Origin of the sequence: Sphingomonas citricola (assembly GCF_019429535.1) — a bacterium.
In the GTDB taxonomy this organism is placed as follows: domain Bacteria; phylum Pseudomonadota; class Alphaproteobacteria; order Sphingomonadales; family Sphingomonadaceae; genus Sphingomonas; species Sphingomonas citricola.
Genome location: NZ_JAHXZM010000004.1, coordinates 260,259 through 272,019 on the forward strand (window position 1 = coordinate 260,259; position 11,761 = coordinate 272,019).

The 11,761-nt window shown below is 67.2% G+C and carries 10 protein-coding genes; 3 read left to right on the forward strand and 7 right to left on the reverse strand.

From position 1 onward, the window contains the following. Positions 1 to 6: 6 nt before the first annotated feature. The 3 genes from KZ810_RS11885 to fdhD form a co-directional block, all read right to left on the reverse strand. A complete protein-coding gene (locus KZ810_RS11885) occupies positions 7 to 795 on the reverse strand; it encodes an SDR family NAD(P)-dependent oxidoreductase (protein WP_219769323.1) in 789 nt (262 codons plus the stop codon). A gap of 67 nt (positions 796 to 862) precedes the next feature. Continuing rightward, the gene (locus tag KZ810_RS11890) at positions 863 to 3,139 is read right to left on the reverse strand and encodes an FdhF/YdeP family oxidoreductase (protein ID WP_219769324.1); all 2,277 of its coding nucleotides are present in this window, start codon (positions 3,137 to 3,139) and stop codon (positions 863 to 865) included. A gap of 6 nt (positions 3,140 to 3,145) precedes the next feature. Continuing rightward, positions 3,146 to 3,949: a formate dehydrogenase accessory sulfurtransferase FdhD gene (fdhD, locus tag KZ810_RS11895; RefSeq protein ID WP_219769325.1), complete on the reverse strand. Its 804-nt coding sequence runs from the start codon at positions 3,947 to 3,949 to the stop codon at positions 3,146 to 3,148. Between the two features lie 156 nt (positions 3,950 to 4,105). On the opposite strand from fdhD, the gene KZ810_RS11900 reads away from it, so the two are divergent. Beyond that, positions 4,106 to 4,285 carry a hypothetical protein gene (locus tag KZ810_RS11900; RefSeq protein WP_219769326.1) on the forward strand — a complete coding sequence of 60 codons (180 nt, stop codon included), beginning with the start codon at positions 4,106 to 4,108 and terminating at the stop codon, positions 4,283 to 4,285. Here the strand turns inward: KZ810_RS11900 and KZ810_RS11905 are convergent. After that, complete coding sequence (locus tag KZ810_RS11905) at positions 4,257 to 4,853, reverse strand: DUF1989 domain-containing protein (RefSeq protein ID WP_308461542.1); 597 nt, start codon at positions 4,851 to 4,853, stop codon at positions 4,257 to 4,259. The two genes, KZ810_RS11900 and KZ810_RS11905, sit on opposite strands and share 29 nt — an antisense overlap. Beyond that, on the reverse strand, positions 4,850 to 5,560 hold the full coding sequence (gene gntA, locus KZ810_RS11910) for a guanitoxin biosynthesis heme-dependent pre-guanitoxin N-hydroxylase GntA (RefSeq protein WP_219769327.1): 711 nt from the start codon (positions 5,558 to 5,560) through the stop codon (positions 4,850 to 4,852). The genes KZ810_RS11905 and gntA overlap by 4 nt, the downstream gene beginning before the upstream one ends. Positions 5,561 to 5,781: 221 nt before the next feature. Between gntA and lptB the strand changes: the two genes are divergently transcribed. Both lptB and rpoN read left to right on the forward strand, forming a co-directional pair. Next, positions 5,782 to 6,564: an LPS export ABC transporter ATP-binding protein gene (gene lptB, locus KZ810_RS11915; RefSeq protein WP_219769328.1), complete on the forward strand. Its 783-nt coding sequence runs from the start codon at positions 5,782 to 5,784 to the stop codon at positions 6,562 to 6,564. A gap of 130 nt (positions 6,565 to 6,694) precedes the next feature. Beyond that, positions 6,695 to 8,167: an RNA polymerase factor sigma-54 gene (rpoN, locus tag KZ810_RS11920; protein ID WP_219769329.1), complete on the forward strand. Its 1,473-nt coding sequence runs from the start codon at positions 6,695 to 6,697 to the stop codon at positions 8,165 to 8,167. A 69-nt stretch (positions 8,168 to 8,236) separates the two neighbouring features. Here the strand turns inward: rpoN and KZ810_RS11925 are convergent, their stop codons facing one another. Both KZ810_RS11925 and KZ810_RS11930 read right to left on the reverse strand, forming a co-directional pair. Beyond that, positions 8,237 to 10,069 carry a DUF885 domain-containing protein gene (locus KZ810_RS11925; RefSeq protein WP_219769330.1) on the reverse strand — a complete coding sequence of 611 codons (1,833 nt, stop codon included), beginning with the start codon at positions 10,067 to 10,069 and terminating at the stop codon, positions 8,237 to 8,239. 20 nt (positions 10,070 to 10,089) lie between these two features. After that, positions 10,090 to 11,757, reverse strand: a complete 1,668-nt coding sequence (locus KZ810_RS11930; protein ID WP_219769475.1) for a S10 family peptidase — start codon at positions 11,755 to 11,757, stop codon at positions 10,090 to 10,092. Positions 11,758 to 11,761: the final 4 nt, after the last annotated feature.

The following is an 11,761-nucleotide window of genomic DNA, read 5'->3' on the forward strand; positions in this document are numbered from 1 at the left end:
CGTCGATCAGCGCGGCTGCATGCGGATCGCGCCGTCGAGCCGGACGTCCTCGCCGTTGAAATAACCGTTGCGGATCATCTCGAGCGCGAGGCGCGCATATTCCTCCGCCTGGCCTAGCCGTTTGGGGAAGGGGACCATCGCCGACAGCGCCGCCTTTACCTGCGGCTTGGCACGGCCGAGCAGCGGCGTGTCGAAGATACCGGGCAGGATCGTGTTGCAACGGATGTGTTCGGCCGAGAGATCGCGCGCGACGACCAGCGTCATGCCGATCACCCCCGCCTTCGCACTGGCATAGGCGACCTGCCCGACCTGCCCCTCCTCGCCCGCGACGCTGGCGGTGTTAACGATCGCGCCGCGATCACCGTCGGGCAGAGGGTCGAGCGTCATCATCCCCGCCGCGGCGCCGACGATGCAGCGGAACGAGCCGACGAGGTTGAGCTCGATCGTCTTCTGATAATTCTCGATCGGATAGGGCGTGATCGCGCCGTCGTCGCGCGCGCGCGCGACCGTCTTGTTCGGGCCGCCGAAGCCGCCGCCGGCGCAATTGACGAGGATGCGTTCCTGCCCATTCGCGGCGCGCGCGGCGGCGAAGCCCGCGTCGACCGACGCCTGGTCCATCACGTCGACCGCGCAGAAGGTTGCGCCGATCTCGTCGGCGATACCTGGGCCGATCTCGGCATTCTTGTCGAACAAGGCGACGCGGACGCCGTGGTCGCGCAGCGCACGCGCGGTGGCGAGCCCCAACCCCGAGGCGCCGCCGGTGATGATCGCCGCGAGTTCCGGCCCTAGCTCCACATCGCTCTCCCGCATGCGGGCTGCGCGCCCGTCATGCAGGATAACATCTGTTATGCTGGCGCAGGCGTCAAGCGCCGATCGGTTCGATCTCGATGCGAACCGGCACCGACTTCGCCGCGGGGACGTGGCTTTCCTCGGCATGGTGTTCGAGTGCGATCAGCGGATTGCACTCGGGGTAATAGGTCGCGATGCAGCCCTTGGGCACGTCACGCGCGACGACCATCAGTCCCTCGACGCGGCGCGAGACGTTGTCCCCGGCGTCGCCCACCAGCGTGACCTTCTGCCCCTCTGACAACCCGCGCTCGGCGATGTCGGCGGGGCTCATCATCACCACCTGCCGCGTGCCGTTGATGCCGCGGAAGCGATCCGAATAGCCGTAGATCGTGGTGTTGAACTGATCGTTCGAGCGTACCGTCAACATGCGGTAGCGGCCGTCGGTATCGGTGAAGCCGGTGGCGTTGAGCACGTCGGGCACGATGAATTCGGCCTTTTTCGACGGCGTGTCCCATTCGCGGCCCGCGGCCTTGTTGCCTTTCCAGAACCCGCCCGGCTCCTTCAACCGCTCGTTGAAGCGTTCGAAGAAATTGGGGAACGCCTCCGCGATCTGGTCGCGCACCAGCGCGTAATCGCCGACCCATTTATCCCACGGCACGCGCGGATTGGGTTCGAGCGTTTCCTTCGCGATGCCGGCGACGATCGCGGGTTCGGACAACAGATGCGGGCTGGCGGGATCGACCTTGCCGAACGACGGGTGGATGACGCTGGTCGAATCCTCCATCGTCACGTGCTGCGCGCCCGTTTCCTGCAGGTCGCGCTCGATCCGGCCGAGGCACGGCAGCAGCCAGGTGTCGCCGTTCGCGGGGATCAGGTGGCTGCGGTTGAGCTTGGTCGCGATCTGGACCGACAGGTCGAGCTGGCGCCAGCCTTCCTCCATCAACCGCGTCTCAGGCGTCGCGCGGACGAAATTGCCGCCGAGCGAGACGAAGCCGCGCACGCTGCCGTCGATCACGCCGCGGCACGCCTCAACGGTGTCGAGCCCCTTCTCGCGCGGGGGTTCGAAGCCGTACATCTCCTTGAACTTGTCGAGCGGGGCGAGTTCGGGCTTCTCGGTGATGCCGACGGTGCGCTGCCCCTGGACGTTGGAATGGCCGCGCACCGGAGTCGGGCCCGCGCCAGGTTTTCCGATGTTGCCGCGCATCAGCAGCAGGTTGACGAGCATCCGCACGTTGTCGACGCCCTTGACGTGCTGCGTCAGCCCCATCCCGTAGATCGCGATCGTCGCATTGGCGCGGCCGTATACCTCGGCCGCCATCGACAGCGCGTCGCGCGTCAGCCCCGATTCGCGCTCGATCTCGTCCCAGCCGGTCGCGCGCGCCTTCGCGGCGAAAGCGTCGAAATCGTGCGTGTTCTCGGCGATGAAGTCGTGATCGAGCCGGTCGTGCTCGATCAGCCATTTGGCCATCCCCATCATTGCGGCGAGATCGCCGCCCGCGCGCACCTGATGATATTGGGTCGCGATCCGCGTCTCGCCGCCAGTCGCCATCTCGATCGGGTTCTGCGGGTCGGTGAAGCGTTCGAGCCCGCGTTCGCGGAGCGGATTGAACACGATGATCGGCACGCCGCGCTTGCGCGCTGAGCGGAGCTGGTGGAGCATCCGCGGGCTGTTGGTCGCGACATTCTGACCGAAGTGCAGGATGCAGTCGGTGGTGTCGAAATCCTCGAGCCGCGTCGTCCCGACGGGCACGCCGATCGCCGCCTTCAGCCCGACCGAGGTCGATTCGTGGCACATGTTCGACGAATCGGGCAGGTTCTGATTGCCGTACATCCGCGCGAGCAACTGGTACATGTACGAGGTTTCGAGGCTGGCGCGGCCCGAGGCGTAGAAGACCACCGACTTGGGCGCGAGGCTCTTGAGCTTCGCGCCGATCTCCTTGAACGCCATTTCCCACGGCACGACGACATATTTGTCGCTCGCCGCGTCGTACTTCATCGGATGGGTCAGCCGCCCGGCTTCCTCCAGACGGTAGTCACTCCATTCGCGAAGTGCGGTCAGCGTGTTGGCGCGGAAGAATTCGGGGGTCACGCGCTGGCTGGTGATCTCCCACGCGGTCGCTTTCGCGCCGTTCTCGCAGAATTCGGCCGGATTGGGCGGATAGGGTTTTGCCCACGCACAACTGACGCACTGGAACCCATCATGCTTGTTCTGCCGCAGCAGCTCGGCCGAGGTTTCAACCGGGTTCTTCTCGCGCGGGACGATGTCGGCGAGCGAGCGCATCGAGCCCCAACCGCCCGAGGGCCCGGTATAGGGCGTGAAATCGGGGCGATCTTCGTGTTGCTTGGCCATGGACATCTAACTCGCGAAACGGGGAAAAGTACCGGCGGGTGCGGGCGGCGGGAACAAAACCGCGTCCGATCGCGCGAGGCTGACGAGCGTCAGCCCCGCCTGCGCCGCGCGCGCCAGTGCGAGATCGGTCGCCGCCGACACGGTGACCAGCACAGGACAGAGCGCGAGCGCGGCTTTCTCGACCAGCTCGTACGAGCAGCGCGACGACAGCAAGGCGAAGCCGCCGTCCCATTCCAGCCCGCCCAGCGCCATCGCGCCGATCAGCTTGTCGAAGGCATTGTGGCGCCCGACATCCTCGCGCGCGAGGCGGATCGCGCCGTCGGCCGCGCACAGCATCGCCGCGTGCGCGGCACCGGTCGCGGCATTGAGCGGCTGGTGCGCGCGCATCGCGGCCAGCGCCCGGAAGATCGCGGGCGGGTCGATCGTGGTCGTGGGCACCTGCGGCAGCGCGCGGTGGACCGCCTCAAGATTGTCCATCCCGCACAGGCCGCACGAACTGTCGCTCGCGCGCGCACGCACGCGTGCGGCGACCGCGGCGGCGCGCGCGGGCGGGACCGACAGCCGCGCGATCCAGCCGAGCGGGGCCTCGAACAGGTCGAGCTCGGCGATCTCGTCCGCGCGCGCGACGATCCGCTCGGACAAGGCGAAGCCGGTGACGAAATCCGCGAGGTCGGCGGGTGTCGCCATCATCACGGCATAGCCCAGCCCGTTGATCTCGATCGCGACGGGATGCTCGGGCACCAGCGCGCGAACAACCGTGTCGCGTGCGCCGTCGGCGGCGACGCGGGTAAAGGCCGACGCGTCGCTCACCGGGGCGTTCCCATCGCCCCTGCTGATGTAAGTGACGAGGATTGCCGCCGAATTGTCGCTCGTCGCTGATGCATATCAAGGCAGTCCCCGTCAGGTGCGCGTATCATGGCGTTTCGTCATCACCCTCACCACCGCTTTGTTCAAAGGAGCCGGGACATGAGAACAGAGAATGACGTCGATTTCTGGCGGCGGCGTGCCGATCAGGCGCGCCAGATGGCCGACCGCGCGATCTCGCCAGCGATCCGGCAGATCCACCTCGCCCGCGCGGACCTCTATGCCGCGCACGTGCGGGCGAGCGAATTGCTGGTCAGTCGACCCTATATTCGATCGGCTTGAAACTGCCGCCGTTCGACGCGCCCGCGGAACAGGCGGTCAGCCCGATGACGAGGTCCATCGCCGCGCGGAACACGATGCGGTCACCTGCCTTGCTGAGCGGGGGCAGCACCTGCAGGCGGCCCGTGGCGCCGTCGACCGGCACGTTCATGAAACAGTTGAACGCGATCGGGATCATGTCCTCGGCCACGCCGTAGGGGGCGAGCGCGGCGGCGAGATTGCCGAAACAGCCGCGGTGCGGCGGCTCGGCGGGGTAGAAATGGCGAAACGTGTCGTAGGAGCACGGCGTCAGCAGGAAATCGTGCACCCCGACATCGTCCGCGACGATCTCCAGCATCGGGCGGGAGCGGTTCGAGTAAAGCAGGTGCCCGGTCGTCAGCCGGATCGTCTCGGCGTAATCGAGCGTCCGCCCCGAGGAGATCACCTCGCGCAGATCGTCGCGGTTGTAGGCGAGCAGATCGGCCACCTGCACCCCGCGCGGGTCGATCACGGTCAGCGTCTGCCCCGCGTCGAGCGTGAAGGCGGTGCCCGAACGCGGCGGAATCTCGGTCGTCGTCACGCGGTCGGTCACTGTTCGCTGTCACCCGAATAATGGAACGGGCAGCGCCATGCCTCATCGACGACGCGCCCGCTATATTGCCGCGCCTCGCTCGACGCGCCGTGGCGCGCGAGCATCGGGTTGCGCGACCCCGCGATCGCTTCGTCGCGCACCATGATCTTTTCGCGCATCGTCTCGTAGCGACCCTCGGCGCGCAGTGTCTCGAACTGGTCGTGGAGATTGAACACCATCGTCGGGCGACCAAAGCGCCGCGCCGGCCGCGAGGCGTGCGGGTGGAGCCCGACGACGAAAAACGCCTCGCCGCCGAAACTGAGCGAGAAATGCGGGTCATCGGGATCGGCGCTGACGCGCGTGTCGTAATCCTGGCCGCGCCAGACATCCTTGTCCGACAGCGACTGGATGCGTTTCCACAAAGCGCGCTCGAAGGTCTGTTCGTCGAGGTCGTCCGGCCCCTCGAACACCACCGCGAAGCTGCGGAACAACCCGGGTTCGTCGCGGTAGGCCTGCGCGAAGCGCATCAGCCCGTCGTGGATGCGCAGATCGTCCCACGAACTGTCGATCCTGTTGCACGCCAGCACCTGCAACGTCCCCTTCGCGAGCGCGGCCTTCGCACCGACACAGGGAAAAGCGCGGTCGTCGACATGGGCGTGCATCATCGATTCGAGCTCCGCCTGCGCGGAATGGCGCCAGGGGAACATCGGGGTCTCGGGCATAGGCATGGATCGGCCATACGGGCGAATCATGGGCGCGGTTCCGCGCGAACGACCTAACATCGATCAACGCAGCGGGTTGAAAAGGCTCGCTGATACCGCTGCCGCGAGGGGCGGGCGGCGCAAATGCCCGCTCCAGCTTTTCGCCCGATCAGCTTTGGCGTAGAGCATGCATAACGGAATGCCGCTCAAGGGGTGTTCCCCCGTTATCCACGAGAGTGCCCGCGCGCATGGCAACTACGGCCGACCCCACGCTCGATCAGGTCGAGGCGATCCACGAAGCCCCCGTCAGCCACGGGTTGCAGGTCGTCTCGATCGCCAAATCATACGACAAGCGCACCGTGCTGACCGACGTGTCGGTGTCGGTCGGGCGCGGCGAGGTGATCGGGTTGCTCGGCCCCAATGGTGCGGGCAAGACGACGTGCTTCTATTCGGTGATGGGGCTGGTGAAGCCCGATGCCGGGCGCATCATGCTCGACGGCGACGACATCACCGGATTGCCGATGTACCGCCGCGCGATCCTGGGGCTTGGCTATCTGCCGCAGGAAACGTCGATCTTCCGCGGGCTGTCGGTCGAGAAGAACATCATGACCGTGCTCGAGCTGTCCGAGCCCGATGCGTCGGCGCGCTCGGCCAAGCTCGAGAAACTGCTCGACGAATTTGGGCTGACGCGGTTGCGCGACGCGCCCGCGATGGCGCTGTCGGGTGGTGAGCGGCGACGCGCGGAGATCGCGCGCGCGCTCGCGGCCGATCCGTCGATCATGCTGCTCGACGAGCCGTTCGCGGGCATCGACCCGATCTCGATCGCCGACATCCGCGATCTGGTGAAGGACCTGAAGCGCCGCGACATCGGCGTGCTGATCACCGACCACAACGTGCGCGAGACGCTCGACATCGTCGACCGCGCCTACATCATCTACGACGGGCGCGTGCTGTTCACCGGCAGCCCGGAGGAACTGGTCGCCGACGCCAACGTCCGGCGGCTCTACCTCGGCGAAGGCTTCACGCTGTAGCCATGGGCTGGTCGAGGTTCGTGCGATGCCGGTCCGCTTTACCACCCGAGCGTCGCGTCGGTACGCCGCCCGGGCGGTCGGGTGGGGAAGTCGGCCGGCGCCGCACCGGCGTGAGCGAGCCTGACCAACGATGAGCCTCGCGCCGCGGCTCGACCTGCGCCAGTCGCAATCGCTGGTGATGACGCCGCAGTTGCAGCAGGCGATCAAGCTGCTGGCGCTGTCGAACCTCGAAATCGAGGGCGTGATCGCCGAAGAGGTCGAGAAGAATCCGCTACTCGAAACCGCGCCCGCCGCCGACGACGCGCCGGTGGTCGCACCCGACGCGCCAACGCCGGCGCGCGAGGAGCCCGCGGGTGCTGACGAGCTGGTGATGGCGGGCGAGGCCGCGGGCGAGGCGCTCGACGTCGACATCGCGGCGGAGCGGTTCGACGACGGGCCCTCGGATGGAGGCACGTCACTGGGGCCCAGTGGCGGCAGCGTTGCTGGGGGCGAGATGCCCAACCTCGACGCGTTCGCCGACACGCGCGCGGAAAGCCTCGCCGACCATCTGCTCGCGCAGGCCGGCACCGCGTTTGCCGCCGGCGACCTGTTCGTCGCGCAGCATCTGATCGACCACATCGACGAGGCCGGGTATCTACAGGTCCGCCTGCTCGAGGTCGCGCAGCGGTTGGGCGTGCCGCTCGCGCAGGTGGAGGCGGTACTCGGCGTCATCCAGACGTTCGATCCGACCGGCGTCGGCGCGCGCGATCTGGCGGAATGCCTCGCGATCCAGGCGCGCGAGGTCGACCGCTACGATCCGTGCATGGCGCGGTTGATCGACAACCTCGACCTGCTCGCGCGCGGCGAACTGTCGCGTCTCAAACGCCTGTGCCACGTCGACGACGAGGACATGGCCGACATGATCCGCGAACTGCGCGGCTATGATCCCAAGCCCGGCTGCCGCTTCGGCGGCGAGGTCGCGCCCGCGGTCGTCCCCGACGTCTACGTCACGCGCGGGGCCAAGGGCTGGAACGTCGAGATCAACGGCGCGACGCTGCCGCGCGTGCTGGTCAACCGCCGCTATCATGCCGAGCTCGCCGCCGGCGCGCAGGACAAGGCGTCGAAGGCCTGGCTCGGCGATCAGCTCGCCAGCGCCAACTGGCTGGTCAAGGCGCTCGACCAGCGGCAGCGCACGATCATCCGCGTCGCGACCGAGCTGGTTCGCCAGCAGGAGGCGTTCTTCGTCCACGGCGTATCGCACCTAAAGCCGCTGACACTGTCGCGGATCGCCGAGGCGATCGACATGCACGAATCGACCGTCAGCCGCGTGACGTCGAACAAATATCTGTCGTGCGCGCGCGGGCTGTTCGAGCTCAAATATTTCTTCACCTCGGCGATCCAGTCGGCCGACGGCGGCGACGCGGTGTCGGCAGAAGCGGTGAAGAGCGCGATCCGCGCGCTGATCGCGAACGAGGGGGCGAAGATCCTGTCGGACGATACGCTGGTCGAATTGCTCAACGCCAAGGGCTTCGACATCGCGCGGCGGACGGTGGCGAAATACCGCGAGGCGATGGGGATCGGCAGCTCGGTCCAGCGCCGACGCGCGCGCGCTCTGGCGGGCTAGCCGCAACAATCCACGGCTTATCCACAGTCTTGTCGACAGGCCGGGCGCGGACCCGGCCTGTCCCGTCGCCTATCCCTTCTTCGCCGCGATGTAGCGGTCGACCTCTTCCTCGAGCACGTCGAGCGGCAGCGCGCCCTGCGCCAGCACCGCCTCGTGGAAGTCGCGGATGTCGAATTTCGGCCCCAGCGCCCGCTCCGCCTTGGCGCGCAGCTCGGTGATCTTGAGCTGGCCGATCTTGTACGCGGTCGCCTGTCCGGGCCAGTTGATGTAGCGATCGACCTCGCGCGCGATGTCGGTGTCGCTGACCGAGCTATTGGCCTTGAAATATTCGATCGCCTGCGCGCGGGTCCAGCGTTTCGCGTGGATGCCGGTGTCGAGCACCAGCCGGATCGCGCGCCACATCTGGAGCGAGAGCATCCCGAATTCCGAATACGGGTCCTTGTACGCCCCCATCTCCTTCGCCAGCCGCTCGGTATAGAGCCCCCACCCCTCGGCATAGGCGCCGTAGCCGCCGAAGCGGCGGAACTTGGGCAGCCCTTCGAGCTCCATCGCGCGCGCGATCTGGAAATGGTGGCCGGGCGCGCCTTCGTGGACCGAGATGCCCGCCATCTGCACCTTCTGCGTCTGGTTCATGTCGACCAGATTGACGTAATAGATGCCGGGGCGCGAACCGTCGGGCGCGGGCTGGTTGTAGAAGGCGGTGGGCGCGGTCGCCTCGCGCCATTTCTCGACCGCGCGCACCTCGAGCTTCGCCTTTGGCAGGTGGCTGAACCAGCGCGGCGCCTTCGCCATCATGTCCGCGATCACAGCGCGCGCGTCCGACAGATACTGCTCGCGGCCCGCCTCGGTGTTGGGATATTTGAACTTTGAATCGGTGCGGATGTAGTCGAAGAATTGCGGCAGCGTGCCGGTGAAGCCGACCTGCCGCTTGATCGCCTCCATCTCACGGCCGATCGAGGCGACTTGGTTCAGCCCGATCTGGTGGATCTGGTCGGCGGTCAGGTCGGTCGTCGTCGTCGCGCGCAACCGCTGCTGATAATAAGCCGCGCCGTCGGGCAGGCTCCACGCGCCATTGTCGCCCTTCGCCATCGGTTCGACCGCGTCGAGCGCTGCGAACATCACGTCGTAGCCGCGCTTGAACGGACCCGTCATCGCCGCGACCGCATCGGCGACGAGCTTGTCCTTCTCCCCCTGCGGAATGGTGAGCGCGGCGACCTTTTTCTTGAAATCGGCGAGGACGGCGGTGTCGGGGCCGGTCGTGAACGGCGCGCCGGTCACGACCTTCATCGCATCGGCGCGGACGGGGGCGAAGTTGAGCTTCGGCGGGACGATTCCCTTGGCGGCACGCGCGCGCAGTTCGGCCGCGCTCTCGCGCATCACGCGCTCGGTATCGCGCAACCGCGCGATGTAGGCGCGCGCGTCGTCGGCCGAGTCGATGCGGTGATTGTTGATCAGGAACACCGGCACCTCGCCCATCGGGCTGCCGTTGGTCGAGATGAGATAGCCGTGGTCGCGGAAGCGGAACGCCTCGCGCGCCTGCTCGGCCTGCTGCTCGAACAGGCGGTAGCTGAGCCGTGCGCTTGTCCCCAGCCGAGCGGGGCTGAACTGCGCGCGCATCTGCCGGAGCTGACGCTCGCCGAGGTCGCGGCTCCTGACCGCGGCGGCATCGGTGTAATCGTCGAGACGATCGTAGTTGGTCTTCAACCCCAGGCTCGTCTGCGCCTCCGGGCTGAGCGCGACCTGCTCGTCGAAGGCGCGGTCGAGGAACGCGACGAGGCGCGCATCCTCGGCCGCGGTGTTGCTGGCGGCGGGCGCCGCGGGTGACGGAGCCTGCGTCGCGCCGATGATGGCAGGAGCGGTGACGCCGGCGAGCAGCACCAGCGTCAGGTGACGGATCGACATATCTTCTCCCCTGTTCTTGATCAGTTCGGCGGCGTCGTCTGCGCCGCCGACACGCTGGCGGGCTGCGCGGGCGTGCCGTTCCTCGCATCGCTGACCGCCGCGTCGTACCACGCCGACAGATCGCGCTTCATGGCGTGCAGCGCCTCGGGGTTGAGGTACGTCATGTGACCGGCGGGATAGTAGGTGAACTTCAGGTTCTGCTGCTGCGCGGGTTCGAGCATCATGTGGCCGAGGTCATTCTCGGTTCCGAAGAACGGCGTCGCCATGTCGTACCAACCGTTCATCGATAATACGTGGAGGTACGGGTTGGCGCGCATCGCCGCGGCGAGATCGACCGCAGTGTTGGGGTTGTTCTGCATCCCCTGCCCGCCGCCCGGCGCGCGGTGCTTCCAGTTCCAGTCCCAGCCGGCGGCGTCGCGCGCCGACAGGCGGTAGGGCATGTCGGTCTTGTAGCCGAGCGTGTGCGTCGCATAATCGTTGAACGTCGCGATGAACGCGCCCGAGATCGCGTCGGACGAGGCATCGGTTTCGGGCCGCTCGCCCGCCGCATCGGCGTCGAGCCCGGTGTAGCGCGAATCGAACCGCCCGATCGTCTGGCGCGTCCCGCGCAGCAGTTCCTTCTGGAACCGCGGCAGGTCGACGCGCAGGTTGGATCGGATGATGAATTCCGGGCTGAGCCCGGTCAGCTCGCTCATCCGCCGCGCGACCGCGTCGCGTTCCTGCACCGAAATGTTCTGCCCCTTGGCAAGCGCGGACATGTATGGCTCGGTCGCGAACTCGCGCGCGGCTTGCACGATCGTCGCGACGTCGGCGGGGCGGTTGGGGACACGGTTGTGGTACCAGGCGGTCGCGGCGTAGCTCGGCAGGTAGTTGAGATAGACCTGATCGAGTCCAGGCTGGCGATAGCCGTAGTTCATGATCGACGAGAGCAGCACGACGCCGTTCAGCGCCATGCCGCGGTCCTGCAACTGATAGGCGAGCGCGCCCGATCGCAGCGTGCCGTAGCTTTCGCCGAAGATGAACTTCGGGCTATTCCAGCGGCCGTATTTGGTCGAGTAGCGGATGATCGCCTTGGCAAAGGCGTCGGCATCCTCGTCGGTGCCGTAGAAGGCGCTGGGCTTCATGTCGCCCAAGGGCCGCGAATAGCCCGCGCCGATCGCGTCGAGGAAGACCATATCGGTCTTGTCGAGCAACGTGTCGGGGTTGGGGCCGAAGTCATACGGCGCGGGGCGGATCGATTCGGGGTTGCCGGTCTTGAGCCGCACCGGCGCGAACGACCCCATGTGGAGCCAGAAGGTCGGGCTGCCCGGTCCGCCGTTGTAGAAATAGGTGATCGGGCGTTTCGTGCCCGGCTTCGTCCCGTCGAGCGTGTAGGCGGTGTAGAACATCGACGCGGTCGGTTTGCCCTCGGTATCGCGCAGCGTCAGCGTGCCCGCGGTCGCGGTATAGCCGAGCCGCCTGCCAGCGACCGTCACGTTGCCGCGCGATACTTCCGCGCGCTCGGCGACGGGGGCACTGGCGTAATCGGCCTCGACCGCGTCGCGCTGGACCTCGGCATTGGTGCGGCCGGGTTTCTCCTTCGCCGCGGCCTTGTCGGCGCCGGCGCGATCGCCCGCGCGTTCCTGGGCCAATCCGGCGGTACTGACGGTCAACCCCGCGCCCAGCAGCAACAACGACGCCAATCGCACCACG